Annotated in this window: 21 protein-coding genes; 5 read left to right on the forward strand and 16 right to left on the reverse strand. The window is 57.9% G+C overall.

The genetic code is table 11. The annotated features are described in order from the left end of the window. Positions 1-16: 16 nt before the first annotated feature. From tolA to ACOYXH_RS18875, 12 genes are all read right to left on the reverse strand, one after another. Positions 17-1,099 (reverse strand): cell envelope integrity protein TolA, encoded by a 1,083-nt coding sequence (tolA, locus tag ACOYXH_RS18820; RefSeq protein ID WP_320413389.1) that lies wholly within the window; start codon positions 1,097-1,099, stop codon positions 17-19. Then, the gene (gene tolR / locus ACOYXH_RS18825; RefSeq protein ID WP_161806672.1) at positions 1,099-1,551 is read right to left on the reverse strand and encodes a protein TolR; all 453 of its coding nucleotides are present in this window, start codon (positions 1,549-1,551) and stop codon (positions 1,099-1,101) included. The genes tolA and tolR overlap by 1 nt, the downstream gene beginning before the upstream one ends. Positions 1,552-1,574: 23 nt before the next feature. Further along, entirely contained in the window at positions 1,575-2,270 is a 696-nt protein-coding gene (gene tolQ / locus ACOYXH_RS18830) for a protein TolQ (RefSeq protein ID WP_008080223.1), read from the reverse strand. Beyond that, positions 2,260-2,727: a tol-pal system-associated acyl-CoA thioesterase gene (gene ybgC, locus ACOYXH_RS18835; protein ID WP_095048214.1), complete on the reverse strand. Its 468-nt coding sequence runs from the start codon at positions 2,725-2,727 to the stop codon at positions 2,260-2,262. The genes tolQ and ybgC overlap by 11 nt, the downstream gene beginning before the upstream one ends. Before the next feature lie 127 nt (positions 2,728-2,854). Continuing rightward, a complete protein-coding gene (gene ruvB, locus ACOYXH_RS18840) occupies positions 2,855-3,916 on the reverse strand; it encodes a Holliday junction branch migration DNA helicase RuvB (RefSeq protein WP_007912736.1) in 1,062 nt (353 codons plus the stop codon). Further along, complete coding sequence (ruvA, locus tag ACOYXH_RS18845) at positions 3,917-4,525, reverse strand: Holliday junction branch migration protein RuvA (RefSeq protein WP_034153418.1); 609 nt, start codon at positions 4,523-4,525, stop codon at positions 3,917-3,919. It abuts the gene before it with no gap. Between the two features lie 114 nt (positions 4,526-4,639). Beyond that, on the reverse strand, positions 4,640-5,167 hold the full coding sequence (gene ruvC / locus ACOYXH_RS18850) for a crossover junction endodeoxyribonuclease RuvC (RefSeq protein WP_007962095.1): 528 nt from the start codon (positions 5,165-5,167) through the stop codon (positions 4,640-4,642). A 158-nt stretch (positions 5,168-5,325) separates the two neighbouring features. Beyond that, the gene (locus ACOYXH_RS18855) at positions 5,326-6,072 is read right to left on the reverse strand and encodes a YebC/PmpR family DNA-binding transcriptional regulator (protein WP_007912738.1); all 747 of its coding nucleotides are present in this window, start codon (positions 6,070-6,072) and stop codon (positions 5,326-5,328) included. 129 nt (positions 6,073-6,201) lie between these two features. Beyond that, complete coding sequence (aspS, locus tag ACOYXH_RS18860; RefSeq protein ID WP_093430490.1) at positions 6,202-7,977, reverse strand: aspartate--tRNA ligase; 1,776 nt, start codon at positions 7,975-7,977, stop codon at positions 6,202-6,204. 100 nt (positions 7,978-8,077) lie between these two features. Then, on the reverse strand, positions 8,078-8,299 hold the full coding sequence (locus tag ACOYXH_RS18865) for an FmdB family zinc ribbon protein (RefSeq protein ID WP_093430491.1): 222 nt from the start codon (positions 8,297-8,299) through the stop codon (positions 8,078-8,080). A gap of 131 nt (positions 8,300-8,430) precedes the next feature. Next, positions 8,431-8,769 (reverse strand): ribbon-helix-helix domain-containing protein, encoded by a 339-nt coding sequence (locus ACOYXH_RS18870; protein ID WP_095048215.1) that lies wholly within the window; start codon positions 8,767-8,769, stop codon positions 8,431-8,433. Between the two features lie 184 nt (positions 8,770-8,953). Beyond that, entirely contained in the window at positions 8,954-9,424 is a 471-nt protein-coding gene (locus ACOYXH_RS18875) for a Dps family protein (RefSeq protein ID WP_038366640.1), read from the reverse strand. 311 nt (positions 9,425-9,735) lie between these two features. Here ACOYXH_RS18875 and ACOYXH_RS18880 point away from each other — a divergent pair, with 311 nt between their 5' ends. Next, positions 9,736-10,338: a cold-shock protein gene (locus ACOYXH_RS18880; RefSeq protein ID WP_007912746.1), complete on the forward strand. Its 603-nt coding sequence runs from the start codon at positions 9,736-9,738 to the stop codon at positions 10,336-10,338. A gap of 70 nt (positions 10,339-10,408) precedes the next feature. On the opposite strand, the gene ACOYXH_RS18885 is transcribed toward ACOYXH_RS18880, so the two are convergent. Beyond that, positions 10,409-10,615: a SlyX family protein gene (locus tag ACOYXH_RS18885; protein WP_093430493.1), complete on the reverse strand. Its 207-nt coding sequence runs from the start codon at positions 10,613-10,615 to the stop codon at positions 10,409-10,411. Between the two features lie 3 nt (positions 10,616-10,618). Next, positions 10,619-11,044, reverse strand: coding sequence for an HIT domain-containing protein (locus ACOYXH_RS18890; protein WP_077574284.1), 426 nt, complete (start codon positions 11,042-11,044; stop codon positions 10,619-10,621). 891 nt (positions 11,045-11,935) lie between these two features. Here ACOYXH_RS18890 and ACOYXH_RS18895 point away from each other — a divergent pair. Next, complete coding sequence (locus ACOYXH_RS18895) at positions 11,936-13,294, forward strand: OprD family porin (protein WP_095048216.1); 1,359 nt, start codon at positions 11,936-11,938, stop codon at positions 13,292-13,294. A gap of 118 nt (positions 13,295-13,412) precedes the next feature. On the opposite strand, the gene ACOYXH_RS18900 is transcribed toward ACOYXH_RS18895, so the two are convergent. Together ACOYXH_RS18900 and ACOYXH_RS18905 are read right to left on the reverse strand one after the other, a co-directional pair. After that, positions 13,413-14,255, reverse strand: a complete 843-nt coding sequence (locus ACOYXH_RS18900; RefSeq protein WP_034153426.1) for a mechanosensitive ion channel family protein — start codon at positions 14,253-14,255, stop codon at positions 13,413-13,415. A gap of 181 nt (positions 14,256-14,436) precedes the next feature. Next, positions 14,437-14,922, reverse strand: coding sequence for a YajQ family cyclic di-GMP-binding protein (locus ACOYXH_RS18905; protein WP_007912755.1), 486 nt, complete (start codon positions 14,920-14,922; stop codon positions 14,437-14,439). Positions 14,923-15,062: 140 nt separating this feature from the next. On the opposite strand from ACOYXH_RS18905, the gene ACOYXH_RS18910 reads away from it, so the two are divergent. Genes ACOYXH_RS18910 through ACOYXH_RS18920 form a run of 3 tightly spaced genes read left to right on the forward strand, consistent with a single transcriptional unit; the run spans position 15,063 to position 18,650 of the window. Then, positions 15,063-15,980 (forward strand): putative 2-dehydropantoate 2-reductase, encoded by a 918-nt coding sequence (locus ACOYXH_RS18910; protein ID WP_460065740.1) that lies wholly within the window; start codon positions 15,063-15,065, stop codon positions 15,978-15,980. A gap of 45 nt (positions 15,981-16,025) precedes the next feature. Further along, entirely contained in the window at positions 16,026-18,062 is a 2,037-nt protein-coding gene (locus ACOYXH_RS18915) for a sensor histidine kinase (RefSeq protein ID WP_320413392.1), read from the forward strand. Positions 18,063-18,065: 3 nt separating this feature from the next. Next, positions 18,066-18,650 carry a cob(I)yrinic acid a,c-diamide adenosyltransferase gene (locus ACOYXH_RS18920; protein WP_095126193.1) on the forward strand — a complete coding sequence of 195 codons (585 nt, stop codon included), beginning with the start codon at positions 18,066-18,068 and terminating at the stop codon, positions 18,648-18,650. The last annotated feature ends 17 nt before the right edge of the window (positions 18,651-18,667 follow it).

Consider the following 18,667-nt stretch of genomic DNA (forward strand, 5'->3'; position numbering starts at 1 on the left):
CCTCGAAGAAGGTTTCTCACAAGGCTAGATCCTCAGGTGTGAATGTCATCTTGAATGAACGATACGGAGCGAAATCGCTCGGCTTCATTCCCTGCATTTCTGTCAAACGTCCAATATTCTTCACTGCCGCGACTGCCGACGCATCGAACGGACCATCGCCACTGGACTTGGCGACGCTGACCGAAGTCACCGTACCGTCCGGCAACATGCCGATCTGCAGTACAACTGTCATGCCTTTGCGTGCCGAAGGTGGACGGGCCCAGCCCTCTGCAGCTCGCGCACGAATCAGGTCATCGAAACTGCCCGCGACTTCGTCACCCTGCTCATCGGCCAAGGCCTGCTGGCGCTGCGGCGTATCGGAAAGCAAATCGGCCAAGGCCTGAGCCTTTTTGTCTTCAGTCGATTTACGCGCCGCATCCTGCGCTTTCTTCTTCGCAGCATCGGCAGCAGCTTTCTTCTTCGCTTCGTCGGCGATTTTCTTCTTCGCCTCTTCAGCTTCAGCTTTCTTCTTGGCGTCTTCGGCGGCTTTCTTCTTCGCGTCTTCGACGATCTTCTTCTTGGCTTCTTCAGCAGCGGCTTTCTTGGCCTCTTCTTCAGCAGCCTTTTTCGCTTCTTCTTCAGATTTCTTCTTGGCTATATCAGCCAATTGTTTCTCTTCAGCCTTTTTGGCTTCGGCGGTCTTCTTGGCTTCGTCGGCTTTCTTGGCTTCATCAGCCTTTTTCGCTTCGTCTGCTTTCTTCGACTCGTCGGCCTTCTTGGCTTCCTCGGCTTTTTGAGCCGCTTCTTCTTTCTTTTGTTCCGCAGCGGCCTTGATCTCTTCCTGCTCGACCTTCTTCTGCTCCATCTGCTCGACTTCGGTCTGGCGCGCGGCGGATTTCTTCGCCTCACCCGCAATCTTCTGATTGGTCTGGGTGGTTGCCTGACTTTTCGATTTCAGTTGGTAGAGGGTCGCCTGGACAATCGGCTTGGCCGGCGGCAGCTCTGGTGTAAAGGCAAAACTGACGAACAGCATGCCGAACACCAGCACGTGCAGGACAATTGCCAGAATGCTAGGCCAGAAGTAGCTTTCCGAGGCGGACGGCTCTCGCTGTTGCTGCATCAGGGGGCCTCGGTAATCAAACCAACATTACCGACCCCGGCTTTCTGCAGCCCGCCCATGGCGCCCATGACGGAACCATAGTCGACGGTCTTGTCACCGCGGATGAAGACCTGGGTACGCTTGCCGCCTTCAGTGCCGGCACGAATGATCTTGGTCACCGCGTCGGTCATTTGCGGCAGAGTCATGGCCCTGTCCTGTTGCTTCTCGGTATCGACTTCGCTGCCAAGGTTCCAGTAGTAGGTCTTGTCAGCCTTGATCGAAATGGTCAGGACCTGAGTGTTGTTGTCCTGCGGCAAGGCTTCGCTGGAAACCTTGGGCAGATCAACTTTCACGCCCTGATTGAGCATCGGCGCGGTCACCATGAAGATGACCAGCAGTACCAACATCACGTCGATGTAAGGCACCACGTTCATCTCGGCAACCGGCTTGCGCTTTTTGCGAGCTCGAGCGATTAAAGCCATTGGAAATTACCTGCTTATTCTTCGCTGGTGTGCACTTTGCGGTGCAGGATCGCCTGGAATTCATCGGCGAAGGTGTAGTAGCGGCCCAACAAGGTTTCGCTGCGAGCGGCGAAACGGTTGTAAGCGATAACCGCAGGGATCGCCGCAAACAGACCGATCGCGGTGGCGATCAGGGCTTCGGCGATACCCGGGGCCACAGTGGCCAGGGTTGCTTGCTGGGCGCTGGCCAGACCGCGGAAGGAGTTCATGATGCCCCACACGGTACCGAACAGACCGATGTACGGGCTGACCGAACCGACGGTGGCGAGGAACGGCAGGCTCTGCTCCAGTTTCTCTTCTTCGCGGGAGATGGCGACGCGCATGGCACGGGCCACGCCTTCCATCACTGCTTCAGGATCGACACCTGGCTGCTGACGCAGACGGGAGAACTCCTTGAAGCCGGCACGGAAGATCTGCTCCACACCCGAATCAGGGTCAGGGTTGCTGCCCGCCTGACGGTACAGCTTGGACAGGTCGATACCCGACCAGAAGCGCTCTTCGAAGCTCTCCAGGGCGCGTCGACCGGCGCGCAGCAGATTGCTGCGCTGAAAGATCATGATCCATGAGGTCACCGATGCGGCCACCAGGGTCAACATTACCAACTGCACCACGATGCTGGCATTGCTGACCAGGCTCCACATGGAGGAATGGTCGACGACGTTAGCTTCCACGCTTTATCTCCTGCTTTGAGTGTGTACCCGGGCCGACCGCGTCGGCAAAGGCCGCACGCAAGTCTTCGGGAAGGGCCCGGGGTTTCAAACTGTTAGTGCGCACACAGGCCACCAAAAACTGCCCCTCACAGAGCAGCACATTATCCGTTGCCCGCCTGACCTGCTGTTTGAAGCGCAGGCTGACCCGGTTCAATTCGATTACATCAGCGCTTACCAGCAGTTCGTCGTCCAGTCGCGCCGGCGCGTGATAGCGCGCTTCGCTGGAGTGCACGACAAACAACAGGTCCTCCCCTGCCAGCTGCGATTGGGCAAAGCCCAGCTCGCGAAGCCGCTCGGTTCGAGCCCGTTCCATAAACTTGAGGTAATTAACGTAATACACGATGCCGCCCGCATCGGTGTCCTCGTAATAAACGCGACAACGATGTGCGAACGACTCAAGCCCGTTTTGCGCGCGCATACTCTAGTGCTTACTCCTCAGGTTGCCAATCCGGCCAGGCAACTGTTTTTCATGGTTTCAGGGCTTTACCGCAAAAGTACCGTCCTATGACCGTACAAACCCTGAATAAATCGACAAAAAATGTGTATCAATCGTCCACGGCATCGAGAAACTCGTCTGCCACGGGCATTTCACCCATTCGTGACGGGATGTTTAAACCAAAGTGCAGGTACGCATGGCGCGTCACCACCCTGCCCCGTGGAGTGCGCATGATGTAACCCTGCTGGATCAGATACGGCTCCAGCACATCTTCAATCGTGTGGCGTTCCTCGCTGATTGCAGCGGCGAGGCTGTCGATACCGACGGGGCCGCCATCGAACTTCTCGATCATGGTCAATAGCAGGCGGCGATCCTGATGATCGAAACCGTGCTCGTCGACATCCAGCAGGTTCAGCGCCAGGTCTGCCACCGCTTTGGTGATATGGCCCTTTGCACGCACTTCGGCGAAGTCGCGCACACGGCGCAGTAGACGGTTGGCGATCCGCGGCGTGCCCCGGGCGCGGCGCGCGATTTCGAACGAGCCTTCCGGATCCAGCGGCAGACCGAGGATGGCTGCGGAACGGCTGACAATCGTCGCCAGATCAGCCGTGCTGTAGAACTCCAGACGCTGGACGATACCGAAGCGGTCACGCAACGGGTTAGTCAGCATGCCGGCGCGAGTCGTCGCGCCGACCAGCGTGAATGGCGGCAGATCGAGCTTGATCGAACGCGCTGCCGGCCCTTCGCCAATCATGATGTCGAGTTGAAAGTCCTCCATCGCTGGATACAGCACTTCTTCAACGATCGGCGACAGGCGATGGATTTCGTCGATGAACAACACATCGTGCGGCTCAAGATTGGTCAGCAACGCCGCCAGATCACCCGGACGTTCAAGCACCGGCCCGGAAGTGCTCTTGATCGATACGCCCATTTCCTGAGCGATGATGTTGGCCAGCGTGGTTTTGCCCAGACCCGGCGGGCCGAAGATCAGCGTATGGTCGAGGGACTCGCTTCGGCCACGGGCGGCCTGGATGAACAGCTCCATCTGCTCGCGCACGGTCGGCTGGCCGATGTAGTCGGCCAGGCTGACCGGGCGAATGGCCCGGTCCTGGACTTCTTCGCGCTCGCGCGGGCTGTGCGCGGCGGTGATCAGACGATCAGCTTCAATCACTTAAATCATTCCCTTCAGGGCGCGGCGGATCAGGTCTTCACTGCTCAAATTCTTGTCCTTGATGGCGGTAATCGCCTTGCTCGCTTCCTGCGGCTTGTAGCCCAGGGAAATCAGCGCACTGACCGCATCGTTCTCGGCGGTGTTGACCGGCGCCGGGCCATCCGGCTGGTTCGGCACGAGCGCGAACATGGCTGGCGTAGTTTCCCAGGCCTTGAAGCGATCCTTGAGTTCGACCAGCAGACGCTCAGCGGTTTTCTTGCCGACACCCGGCACCTTGGTCAACGCCGAGGTGTCCTGAGACTGCACGCAGCGGATCAACTCGTCGACTTCCAGACTCGACATCAAGGCCAGGGCCAATTTTGGCCCGACACCATTGAGACGGATCAACTCGCGAAAAAAGTCTCGCTCACGCTTGCCGGCAAAACCATAGAGTAATTGCGCGTCTTCGCGTACGACCAAATGCGTGTGCAAGGTCAGCGGTTCACCGACCGACGGCAGGCGATAAAGCGTGGTCATGGGCACTTCCAGCTCATACCCGAGGCCGTTTACATCCAGAATCAGGTGCGGCGGCTGTTTTTCAGCCAGGGTGCCGCGCAAGCGTCCAATCACGTTTCAGATCCTTGAGCGTTGGCCAGCCGTGGGCTGGCGACTGTCGAAAGGCGGATTTCGGGCCGACGACCCAGGCGCAAAAACCGGCTTTCAGGAAAATTGATGCTGATGCTATCAGAGACGCAGGCGCCCGCCACGACTGCGTGCCGTTCCCAGGCCGTGCGGCAGCAGACTGGAACGTGTGTGCGCGTGGCAAATGGCAATGGCCAGAGCGTCAGAGGCATCGATTTGCGGTTTGCTGGTGAGTTTGAGCATGTGCATGACCATCATCTGCACCTGCTCTTTATTGGCGGCGCCGGTGCCGACAACGGCTTGCTTGACCTGCGTGGCCGTATATTCGGCGATCTCCAGGCACTCTTCCGCACCGGCGACGATCGCTGCACCGCGCGCCTGCCCCAGCTTCAGCGCCGAGTCGGCGTTTTTCGCCATAAACACCTTTTCGATGCCCATGGTCACCGGTCCGTAGGTCTGGATGATCTCGCGCACGCCGCGATAGACGATTTGCAGGCGTTCGTGCAGCTCGCCCGCACCAGTGCGGATGCAGCCGGATGCCACATAGATACAGCCGCCACGCCCGGTATCGCGAACAATCCCGTAACCGGTGATGCGCGAACCGGGGTCGATACCAAGAATTAAAGTCATAACGCCTGCAGATTCGGTAAAAGCACGATTTTCAAATCAACCCATAACAAATGTGGGAGCGAGCCTGCTCGCGAAAGCGGTTTCATCATCAGCAACGATGCTGCCTGAAAATCCGCCTTCGCGAGCAGGCTCGCTCCCACATTGAATCGTAGCCGCTCTTAACCGAGCTGAGCGGCCACGTCTTCCGGAATATCCGCGTTGGAATAAACGTTCTGCACGTCATCCAGATCCTCAAGCATGTCGATCAGCTTCAGCACCTTTTCAGCGCCTTCCAGATCCAGTTCGGCGCTAGTGGTCGGCTGCATGACGATTTCCGCGTCATCGCCCTTGAATCCAGCGGCTTCCAGCGCGTTACGCACGGCATAGAAACTGGTGAACGAGGTGAACACATCGATCGAGCCGTCTTCGTGGCTGACCACGTCATCGGCATCGGCTTCCAGCGCCGCTTCGGTCAGTGCGTCCTCATCAACGCCCGGCGCGAAGCTGATCTGGCCTTTGCGCTCGAACAAGTAAGCTACCGAACCGTCGGTGCCGAGGTTACCACCGCACTTGCTGAACGCATGGCGCACAGCAGCAGCAGTACGGTTGCGGTTGTCGGTCATGCACTCGACCATCACCGCCACGCCGCCCGGGCCGTAACCTTCATAGGTCAGCTCTTCAACGTTATCCGCTTCGGTGGCACCAGCGCCGCGCGCCACGGCACGGTCGATGATGTCGCGGCTCATGTTCGCGCTCAGCGCCTTGTCCAAGGCCAGACGCAGACGCGGGTTGGAACCCGGATCACCGCCGCCCTGACGGGCTGCAACGGTCAGCTCGCGGATCCACTTGGTGAAGATCTTGCCTCTCTTGGCATCCTGACGTTCTTTGCGGTGCTTGATGTTCGCCCACTTGGAATGACCTGCCATAACTCGCTCCGAATTCTCTTTGAAACGTTGCCCGCCCTGCTCATGCAGCGGCCAGCAAACAAAAAAATCTCGACCTGCTCTTTGTAGAAAGAAAAAAGGCGCATCCGAAGATGCGCCTTCAGGCCCGTCTTACTCAGCCTTTGGCGTTTCGCGCAAACGAATGTGCAGCTCGCGCAGTGCCTTGGCATCCACCACACCCGGCGCTTGCGTCATGACGTCGGCAGCACTCTGGGTTTTCGGGAAGGCGATCACTTCACGGATCGACTGGGCGCCGGTCATCAGCATCACCAGACGGTCCAGACCGAAGGCCAGACCACCGTGCGGCGGAGCACCGTACTTCAGCGCGTCGAGCAGGAAGCCGAATTTCTCTTCCTGTTCTGCTTCATTGATACCCAGCAGACGGAACACCGCTTGCTGCATTTCCTTGCGGTGGATACGGATCGAACCGCCACCCAGCTCGGTGCCGTTCAATACCATGTCGTAGGCGCGGGACAGAGCGCCAGCCGGGTTGGCTTCCAGCTCTTCAGGAGAGCATTTCGGCGCGGTGAACGGGTGGTGCAACGCGGAGAAGCTGCCGTCGTCGTTTTCTTCGAACATCGGGAAGTCGACGACCCACATTGGCGCCCACTCGCAGGTCAGCAGCTTGAGGTCGTGACCGAGCTTGATGCGCAGTGCGCCCAGAGCTTCGCTGACGATCTTGGCCTTGTCGGCGCCGAAGAACACGATGTCGCCATCGACTGCGCCAACGCGATCGAGGATCACGTTGAGCTTGTCTTCAGGGATGTTTTTCACGATCGGCGATTGCAGACCGTCAACACCGGCAGCGCGCTCGTTGACCTTGATGTACGCCAGGCCCTTGGCACCGTAGATGCCGACGAACTTGGTGTAATCGTCGATCTGCTTGCGTGGCATGCTCGCCCCGCCTGGAACGCGCAGTGCGGCGATACGGCATTTCGGATCGTTAGCCGGGCCGCTGAACACCTTGAATTCAACTTCTTTCAGTTGATCGGCAACGTCGACCAGTTCCAGCGGGTTACGCAGGTCTGGCTTGTCGGAACCGTAGCGGCGCATGGCTTCTTCGAAAGTCATGTGCGGGAAATCGCCGAATTCCAGACCCAGCACTTCCTTGAACAGGTTGCGGATCATTTCTTCAGTCAGGCCCATGATCTCTTTTTCATCGAGGAAGCTGGTCTCGATGTCGATCTGGGTGAATTCAGGCTGACGGTCAGCACGCAGGTCTTCGTCGCGGAAGCACTTGGCGATCTGGTAGTAACGGTCGAAACCGGCAACCATCAGCAGTTGCTTGAACAGCTGTGGCGATTGCGGCAGGGCGAAGAACGAACCGGCGTGGGTACGGCTTGGCACCAGATAGTCACGCGCACCTTCAGGGGTGGCACGGGTCAGGATCGGCGTTTCAACGTCGAGGAAGCCGTTCTCGTCGAGGAAGCGACGGATGCTGGTGGTCATGCGCGAGCGCAGACGCAGCTTCTCGGCCATTTCCGGACGACGCAGGTCGAGGAAGCGATAACGCAGACGGGTTTCTTCACCAACGTCGGAGAACTCGTTCAGCGGGAACGGCGGAGTTTCCGACTCGTTCAGCACTTCCAGTTCATAACCCAGCACTTCGATCATGCCCGACGCCATGTTGGCGTTGGTCGCACCGGCCGGACGCAGACGCACCTTGCCGGTGATCTTCACGACGTACTCGCTGCGCACGCGATCGGCAGCGGCGAAGCTCTCGGCGCGATCCGGATCGAATACCACCTGGGCCAGACCGTCACGATCACGGATATCGAGGAAAATCACCCCGCCGTGGTCGCGGCGACGGTGAACCCATCCGCAAAGGGTAATTTCCTGGCCTTCCAGGCTTTCGTTCAGTTGGCCGCAATAGTGGCTGCGCATCATGATAATGGTTCGCTTCTCGTCATTCGATATTCGGTGGAGATCCCGTTGCTTTCAAAGCAATGCGGAAACTCACGCGTGTCGTTCAACCTGGGGTTGAACCCTAGTCAGATTTGTCGCCACCGGCCAGATTCTTCTTGGTCCCGGTCTTGAAATCGGTTTCGTACCAACCGCTGCCGCTGAGGCGAAAGCCTGGCATGGACAGCTGTTTCTTCAGCTCTGGCGCCTGGCAGGCAGGGCAGTCGACCAGCGGTGCATCGCTGATCTTTTGAATGGCTTCCAACTGATGACCACAGGAAGCACATTGGTAATCGTACATCGGCATGGGGGTGTCTCGGCGATCAGATTGCCACCGCGCGCAGGGCTTTGCGGCGAAAGAGCGGGATTATATCGATTAAATGCGGCCTGTGCAGCCGTAAGACTGCACAGGCCGAGACCTCGTTTGCAACCGCCGTTTCAGAGCGATTCGGCAGCTGCTGCCTGCTTGACGCCGTTCATGACGCACACCACCCGCACCAGCGCGCTGAAATTTCTCACCCCGCCGTGACGCAGGTGCACTTCGCGGTCGACGTGGGACAACAGCGAGCTGATCGAACAGCAGTTATCTGCGGCCATGTTGCCGAGGATGTTCCAGTAGACCCGCTCCAGCCGCAGACAGGTCGCATAACCGTTCAGACGCACGGATCGTGACGATGGCTGAACCAGTGCCATGTCGAACTCGCTGATGAACGGATCAACTTTCAACTCATGGGGCAAGCCGACAATCCTGTCGCCTCGCCTGTCTCCCTCTGCCATATCAGTGACACTCCTTTGCCATCTCTGCTTGTTTGAAAAGTCACATCCTGTGGCTTTCATAAAAGCGCAGACACAAAGTTATAGCCAGACGACTTATTGACCGACTCCGTAGGATAAGCCAACGACACAGGTAGGATTGCGGACAGCGCACGAGCCCCGCTGGCGGGCCCGCGCACTAGGGGGATTACGCTTCCAGCAGCGAGCGCAGCATCCACGCCGTTTTTTCGTGAACCTGCATGCGCTGGGTCAGCAGGTCTGCGGTCGGTTCATCGCTGACCTTGTCGAGCAGCGGGAAGATGCCACGGGCCGTGCGGGTCACGGCTTCCTGACCATCGACCAATTGTTTGATCATGTCTTCGGCACTCGGCACGCCCACCTCTTCCTTGATAGAAGAAAGGCGCGCGTACGTGGCATAGGCGCCCGGCGCCGGAAAGCCCAATGCGCGAATACGCTCGGCGATCGAGTCCACGGCCAGCGCCAGCTCGTTGTATTGCTCTTCGAACATCAAATGCAGCGTACGAAACATCGGGCCGGTGACGTTCCAGTGGAAGTTGTGGGTTTTCAGATACAGCACGTAGGTGTCCGACAGCAGACGCGACAAGCCTTCGACGATGGATTTGCGATCTTCTTCACTGATACCGATATCGATTGCCATGTTTACCCCCTAACGGCGATTGAATTCATCCAACAGGTGCAGACCCACTCTAGCAAGCCTACCGACACCCCGCAGCCCGGATCGGGTGCAGGTGCTGCGACAAATCGACCGACGCATGCCGCTGGCCGGGCTGATTTGAGTAGCCGCAGGCTTTGCTGTTAAATAGGCAGTGTGTCGCCATGCCCCATTTTTCGGGGCGTTGCGCATAGGCTGATGCCGTGAACGTGTCCACCGCCTCTTATTTTGTTCCGAAGCGAACCGTGCGCCTTCAGCTCTTCCTTGTGAGCCGTCATAAACGTGAGCCAATCAAAATGTTGAAAATCGTCCACCTGCTAATGGGCGCAGCGGCTTTGCTGCTGTCGTTCATACCCAGCTTGAAATCCGAAGCCGTTCCCTACCTGCAACAACCCGATGCACTTTACCTGGCCTTTTTCGGCCTGCTGAACCTGGTGATTGCTCCAGTGATTCCTTTCTGGAACAAAGGCCCTCGTCAGCATCTGCAAAACCTGGTCAGCGCGCTGCTGGTACTGACCGTCGTCCTGCAAACCTTGACCCTGATCGCCCCGATGCCCGTCATCGCCGGTCAGCCAGCCGTGCTGTTCACTCTGGTGATCGCGCTGGTTGCCGTGGTCCTGCACCTGGCCGTCAGCTTCTATCGTTCTTCACCGGCTGCTGCTCCAACCAGCTATGACATGACCAATCGTGATACCGGTACCGTCAAGTGGTTCAACACCTCCAAAGGCTTCGGCTTTATCTCCCGGGATTCCGGCGATGATATCTTCGTGCACTTTCGCGCGATCCGTGGCGAAGGTCACCGCGTCCTGGTCGAAGGCCAGCGCGTGGAGTTCTCGGTAATGAACCGGGACAAGGGCCTGCAAGCCGAGGACGTGATCGCCGCGCTGCCGCGACGCTGATCCAGGCATAAAAAAACCGCGAGCAGCGTGCTGTTCGCGGTTTTTTTACGCCTGCTGAAAAGTACCGGTCTCAGTAGTGCGGCGGTGGCGCCTCATCCTCGAAGGACTCGAACTGGCCGACCATCTCCTCCTGACGCTTGAGCAGCGCCGCCATCTGCAATTGCAGGCGCTCGACCACGCGCTGCTGCGCCACCAGCACGTCGTTCAACGACTGAATGGTGTCATCCTGAAACGCCAGACGGCTTTCCAGATCGGTAACACGTTCTTCCAGATTCATGACTCAGCCCTCCACAAAGGTGAAATGCTCGGTCAACACCAGTCGCAATCGTTCGCGAATGGCAGCGACCTGCTCGGTACTGTAAGGCTTGGCCGGGTGTTTGCCCCAGACCGGCGCCGGCCAGGCTGCGTCGTCACGTTTGCGCACAATCACATGCATGTGCATCTGACTGACAACGTTACCCAAGGTCGCGACGTTCATTTTGTCGGCATCGAACAGATCCTTGAGCAGCTCAGCCAGCGCGGTGGTTTCCTGCCAAAACTGCTGTTGATCGGCGACATCCAACTGAAACAACTCACTGATATCGTCCCGACGAGGCACCAGAATGAACCAAGGGTAGTTGGCATCATTGGACAGCAGCAGTCGGCAGAGAGGGAAATCACCGATGGTCAGCGTGTCCTGTTGAAGTCGTGAATCTAAAGCAAACACTGCGCGCACTCCCGGCTGATCATTATTCAGCTTAGCGGCCATCCCGATGGACAGCGCACCAAGCGACAGGACGGCAGCATACCTGCGAATGCGCCAGCCTTCACGACGACGGTGAACCCCGTCGCTCTGCCAACGCCCCGAGATGTGACATTTACGAGCGCGACGCACCAGCACGGAACCAACATCGACGTTCAGCACAAAAAAATGACCAGAATCAGCAGAGACGTGCAGCGTCATGCCCCTGCAAGCTGTATGAGTTCAGAACAGCTGCAAATTTTTTTGCACCAAAACCGCACAGTGCGTCTACGCTCACTGCGTCGGGCATCCGCCAAATACTCACCGGCGGGGTGAACCGGTAACGTTTTTGGATGTCACGCGCGTTTCTCGGCGTGACAACACCATAGGAGGAATGGCGTCAAGCAATGAAAAAATCAGGCTTGAAGCCCAGCTTTCACGAGGTTTTCACAAACGTAGGCGGGTGTTCAGAAAAATAACCGCAGCGAAATTGCGGTTTGTGCACGCTTGTTGCATTCGTACCCATATGGACTATAAGCGCACCACTGGAAGTGGATGCCTTAAGCCCCATAAGAACAGTGGCAGGGTTGCCCGATGGAGATTCAAGTGTTTTGCCAGGGACTCTTTTTTACCGATGCAAAAAGGCCCATAAACAGCGAGAAAGTTGTCAGTCCGGCTGCGTCGGTACTGTGAATTTGCGACATCCACCACGTCATTTGCGACACCGTCGTAAAGAAGCTGAAAGGTTGGAATAGCAAGTATCGCCAACATTGTCGGCGTGATATAAGTTTGCGCCGACACAAAAAGAAAGAGCCGCCCAGATAATAAAACAGGTGGGACGGCAGTACTCTTCTAAAACCAAAGGAGCAAATCACGATGCGCGTGATGAAGTGGAGCATGATCGCACTGGCAGTTGCTGCAGCAGCCAGTACTCAAGTGGCAACGGCCGCCCCGTTTGTAAGTGACCAGTCTGAAGCCAAAGGTTTTGTTGAAGACGCGAAACTCACCGAGACGTTGAAGAACTACTACTTCAACCGCGACAACAAGAACGGCGGCCATGACCAGAAAGACTGGACTCAGGGTTTCCTGGGCAACTTCACCTCCGGGTACACCCAAGGTACCGTTGGTGTTGGTATTGATGCATTCGGTTACCTGGCCTTGAAACTCGATGGCGGTGACGGTACTTCCGGTTCGGGCAACATGAGCCGTAGCGATACCATCAAAGCCAACGGTTACGCCCGCGACGTCAATGACAGTCAAGGTAAAGCCGGCGCAGCCATCAAGTTCCGCGTATCCAAAACCGAGTTGAAAGTCGGCGATATGCAGCCAAGCACTGCACCAGTGTTCGCTGTTGGCGGTTCCCGCATCCTTCCGCAAACTGCCAGTGGCTTCCAGCTACAAAGCAGCGAAGTCAAAGACCTTGACCTCGAAGCCGGTCACTTCTACTCGGCCACCAGCCAGGACAAAAACGCCCGTGATGGCGAGTTGTGGGCCACTTACGCCGGCGTCAAAGCTGACTCCATCGACTACTTCGGCGGTAAGTACGGTATCACTGACAATCTGTCCGCTTCGCTGTATGGCGCCAAGCTGGAAGATATCTGGAACCAGTACTACGCCAACCTGAACTACACCATCCCGATGGGTGGCGATCAGTCGTTGAACCTGGACGGTAACATCTACCGCACCACCGACACCGGTCGTGCTGAAGCAGGCGAGATCAGCAACACTGCGTTCTCCCTTGCTGCTGCGTTCTCGTTCCTGAAAGCTCACACCTTCACCCTCGCCTTCCAGAAGGTCAACGGTGACACTCCGTTTGACTACATCGGTGTCGGCGGCCACGGTCCTTCGAACCGCGGTGGTGACTCGATCTTCCTCGCCAACTCCATCCAGTACTCTGACTTCAACGGTCCTGGCGAGAAATCCGTTCAAGCCCGCTACGACCTGAAAATGGCCGAGTATGGCGTTCCTGGCCTGAGTTTCATGGTCCGTTACGTCAATGGCTGGAACATCGACGGCACCAACACTCCGACCGTCAGCTCTTATACCGGCGCTTACGGCGAAGATGGCAAACACCACGAAACCAACTTCGAAGCCAAGTATGTTGTTCAATCTGGCCCTGCTAAAGACCTATCCTTCCGCATTCGTCAAGCCTGGCACACTGCCAACGCTGACGAAGGCGAAGGCGACGTCAAAGAGTTCCGCCTGATCACCGAATACCCACTGAACATCTTGTAATCGTCAGTGGTTAGTTTGGAAGCATAAAAAAAGGCCCATCTTGCGATGGGCCTTTTTTATTGCCTGTCACTTGCAATAGTTGCCTGACCGACAAGTCAGGCAATTAATTAGCAACCTATCATTGTGTTGCCGATTCCTGTACCACACGAATCACACGCTGTGGAAACGGAATATCAATACCGGCCGTCTTCAAACGATCACGCGACTGTTCGTTAAACATGAACATTACGTCCCAGTAATCTGCAGTTTTAACCCACACACGCAGGGAAACAGTGATCGAACTGTCGCCCAATGTCGAAATCACGGCCTGAGGTGCAGGATCCTGCAACACACGCTCATCCTTGGCCAGATCCAGCAGCACCTGACGGGCCTTCTGCAGATCGGCTTCGTAATCAACGCCTACATCAAATACGACCTTGCGAGTCGGCTGACGGTTGGTGTTAGTAATGATGCCGTTCGACAGGTTGCCGTTTGGCACGATGATGGTTTTGTTGTCGCCAGTACGCAGCACGGTGTGGAAAATCTGGATGCTGTCGACCGTACCCGATACGCCTTGCGCTTCGATCCAGTCACCGATACGGAACGGACGGAACAGCAGAATCAGCACGCCGCCGGCGAAGTTCGCCAGGCTACCCTGCAACGCCAAGCCGATTGCCAGACCGGCAGCACCGATCGCAGCAACGAAGGAGGTAGTTTCAACGCCGATCATCGAAGCGACGCTGACAATCAGCAGCACTTTGAGAATGATGTTCGCCAGGCTGCTGATAAAGCCTTGCAGCGCCAGATCGGCATTACGCAGGGCCAGCAGACCACCGAGTTTTTGCGTGACCTTGTTGATCAGCCACCAGCCGATGGCCAGCGTGATCACTGCCAGCAGCACGCGGCTGCCGTATTCCATGATCATCGGAATCCACGCCTGGGACGCCTTGACCAGGTTGTCCACCTCAGCATTCAAATCCATGTTCTATCTCCTGATTTCCGGCCATTCGGCACGCGAAAAATAAGCGGCAGAAAACCGCCGGGTGTACACAAAACAATGTGGGAGCGAGCCTGCTCGCGAAGGCGCCGTGTCATTCAGCAATGAGTTGACTGACACACCGCCTTCGCGAGCAGGCTCGCTCCCACAGGTCATCTGACCGAGCTTAGTCGCGGAAGTTGTTGAACTGCAGCGGCATGCCGAATTCTTTGGCACGCAATGCCGCGATGGCTTCTTGCAGGTCATCACGCTTCTTGCCAGTCACACGCACTTGCTCGCCCTGAATGGCCGCCTGCACTTTGAGCTTGGCATCCTTGATGTGGCCGACGATTTTCTTCGCCAGTTCCTTGTCGATACCTTCCTTGAGCACGGCGTCCTGCTTCATCAGCTTGCCCGATGCGTAGGCGTCTTTGACTTCAAGGCACTGCACATCGATCTTGCGTTTGACCAGCGCCAGCTTGAGGATTTCGATCATCGCTTCCAGCTGGAATCCGGCTTCAGCGGTCAGGCTGACGGTGAGGTCCTTTTCCTTGAACTCGAAGCTGCCTTTGCCTTTCAGGTCATAACGACGATCGAGTTCCTTCACGGCGTTCTCGACCGCGTTGGTGAGTTCGTGTTTGTCCAGTTCGGATACCACGTCGAACGACGGCATGTAATCTCTCCAATAAAAAGGCGCGCTCGATGTGGATGGAGCGCGCTTGGCTTGCGGTTAAAATCGGGCTCATTATAACGGGTCTTTTCCCACCGACACGGCGAGCCGCACATGCCTGTACGCAATCGAGCAAAAAACTGATGGCCACCCCCTGGCATATTCTCGGCGCCGGCAGTCTCGGCACACTGTGGGCCACACGTCTGGCTCGCGCCGGCCTGCCGGTCAGACTGATCGTGCGTGATGCCGAACGCTTGCAAAGCTATCAAGCTGCGGGCGGCTTGACGCTGGTGGAGCAAGGTGTGGCGAGCAGCTATGCGGTTCCCGGCGAAACACCCGACAGTCCCGAGCCGATCAGCCGTTTGCTGGTAGCCTGCAAAGCCTACGACGCAGAAAACGCCGTCGCCCGCCTCGCCCCACGACTGACAGCGGACGCCGAACTGATCCTTCTGCAAAACGGCCTCGGCAGTCAGGACGCCGTCGCCAACCTTGTGCCATTGGCACGCTGCATCAGCGCTTCCAGTACAGAAGGCGCGTTTCGCGATGGCGACTGGCGTGTGGTGTTTGCCGGCCACGGCTTCACCTGGCTGGGCGACGTGGGCCATCCGGTCGCGCCAATCTTGCTGGACGATCTCGACGCGGCGAAAATCCCCCACGAATGGAGCACCGATATCCTCACGCGGCTGTGGCGCAAACTGGCGCTCAACTGTGCGATCAATCCGCTGACCGTGCTGCACAACTGCCGTAACGGTGGTTTGCAGGAACACCATTGCGAAGTCGCCACCCTGTGCGCTGAACTGGCCGAGTTGCTGGAGCGTTGCGGCCAACCCGCCGCCGCCGACAATCTGCAAGAGGAAGTCGAACGGGTCATCCATGCCACCGCCGCCAATTACTCATCGATGTATCAGGACGTCGCCAACCAGCGCCGCACCGAAATCAGCTATCTATTGGGCCACGCCTGCAAAGTCGCTGCGCGCCACCAGTTGAACCTGCCGCACCTCAATCAATTGCAGCAACGACTGGTCGCTCATCTGCACAGCCTTGGATTGCCCAGCGACTGAGCAGCGGCTACGCTGGCCACTTGTTCCTTTGTTGCGATAAACCTGATGCCATTGCGCCAGCGTCTCGAAAACCTGCCGGTCGGCCAGAAACTGCTGGCCGCCCTGCTGGTGCTGTTGACCACTGTCCTGCTGGTCGCCAACCTGACCTTTATCAGCGCCGCCTATTACATCTCCCAGGAAAGCATGGCACCGCAGGCCTTGCAGACCATCGGCCGACTGATTGCCAACCCGAGTCTGGTCAGCGAAGCGCTGCAATCACCGCAAAGCGCCGAGCGTCTGCTCAAAGAACTCGACAGTTACTCACCGCTGCGCGCCGCCGCCCTTTATGACGGCAAGGGCGAACGGCTGGCGCAAGTCCAGCGCGGCGAAAAACTCAGCCTGCCGGAACGCTATCGGCACATCGAAGCGTGGCAACTGACCGAGTTTCGCAGCAACCAGTTGATCACCCTGCCCCGCCCCGGCACCGCGCCGGGCCATCTGTTGCTGGTGGCCAGCAGCGAGCTGCCGATGGCGTTCTACACCGGCACGCTGACCGCGAGCCTCGGTATCCTGATTTTCAGCGTGTTGTTGTGGCTGGTGATTGCCCGGCAGATCAAACGCCTGATCACCCGGCCGATTCATCAGCTTGAGGAATTGTCGCGTCAGGTGACCCGCGAAGAGAACTACGCCCTGCGCGCCTCACGCGGCAATCATGACGAAATCGGCAGCCTCGCCGAGGCGTTCAACACCATGCTGTCGCGCATCGAAGCCCGCGAACAGCAGCTCAAGCGCGCCCGCGACGACTCACAAGCGGCTTACGATCAGGCTCAGGGCCTGGCTGAGGAAACCCGCCACACCAATCGCAAACTGGAACTGGAAGTCCAGGTGCGCAGCAAGATCGAAAAGAAACTCACCGGTTTCCAGAACTACCTCAACAGCATCATCGACTCGATGCCCTCGGCACTGATCGCCCTCGACGAGCAGCTCTACGTCACCCAGTGGAATCAGGAGGCCAGCGCCCTTTCCGGTACGCGGCTGGACGAAGCGCTGAATCAACCGATCTTCCTCGCCTTCGAACCGCTCAAACCGTTTCTGCCGCAACTAAAGCAGACCGTCGAGCAGCACACGGTGGCAAAAATTGAGCGAGTTACGTGGTTCAAGGATGAGGAGCCCAAGCATTACGCGCTGACGTTCTACCCGCTGATGGGTGGTGCCGGGCGTGGTGTGGTGATCCGCATCGATGACATCACCCAGCGTCTGTCGCTGGAAGAAATGATGGTGCAGTCGGAAAAAATGCTCTCGGTCGGTGGCCTCGCCGCCGGCATGGCCCACGAGATCAACAACCCTCTGGGCGCGATCCTGCACAACGTGCAAAACATCCGTCGACGCCTGTCCGCCGACCTGCCGAAGAACCTCGAAACCGCCGAGCAACTGAACATCGACCTGGACACGGTGAACCGCTACCTGCAGGGCCGCGAAGTGCCGCAATTGCTCGATGGCATTCAACAGGCCGGCGCTCGCGCTGCGAAAATCGTCACTCACATGCTCAGCTTCAGCCGTCGCAGTACCCGGCAGATGGCGCCATGCGATCTGCCGGCGCTGATCGATCAAGCCGTGGAAATTGCCGGCAACGACTTCGACCTGGCCATCGGTTTCGACTTCAAGGGGCAAGCGATCATCCGTCAGTTCGACCCGGCGCTCGGCCCGGTACCGGGCACCGCCAACGAACTTGAGCAAGTGCTGCTCAACCTGTTGAAAAACGCCGCGCAGGCGATTCACCAGCGCGAAGACGACAGTGAGCCGGGGCGGATCATCCTGCGCACCAAGCTCAATCCGCCATGGGCTGAAATCCAGGTCGAAGACAACGGCATCGGCATGAGCGAGAACGTGCGCAAACGCACCTTCGAGCCGTTCTTCACCACCAAGGAAATCGGTCAGGGCACCGGGCTTGGCTTGTCGGTGTCGTATTTCATCATTACCAACAATCACAAAGGGCAGATGGAGGTGCAGTCAGCACCGGGCCAGGGCACGTGTTTCACCCTGCGCCTGCCGTTGACGCAACCGCTGCCCATCGCTGCCGAAACCAATCAATTATCGAGGTAACCCATGGGCTTTCGCCTGTCGAAAATCTACACCCGCACCGGCGACAAAGGTGAAACCGGCCTGGGTGACGGCCGCCGCGTGCCCAAAGACCATCCACGCGTGGAGGCCATTGGTGAGGTCGATACGCTGAACAGTCAGGTCGGCGTGTTATTGGCCGGGTTAATTGCCGAACGCGAAACGTATCCGGAACTGAATGAACTGATCGAGGTGTTGGCGCCTTGTCAGCATCGCTTGTTTGATCTCGGTGGCGAGCTGGCCATGCCGGCGTATCAGGCGCTGAATACGGCGGAAATCGAACGACTGGAAGCAGCGATCGATGTGTGGAACGAGGAATTGGGGCCGCTGGAGAATTTCATTCTGCCAGGCGGTTCGATGTTGATTGCCCAGGCGCATGTTTGTCGCAGCCTGGCGAGGAGTGCCGAGCGGCGCTGTCAGCATTTGAATGCGATTGAGCCGTTGGCCGGGGTCGGGCTGGCGTATATCAATCGGTTGTCGGATTTGCTGTTTGTCGCGGCGCGGTTGATTGCGCGGCGGCAGGGGGTTGCGGAGATTCTTTGGCAACCGGCCCCAAAACCGACAGAGATGTAGCGCCTGACCGGCCGCCA

The organism is Pseudomonas sp. Mb7 (genome assembly GCF_054790525.1).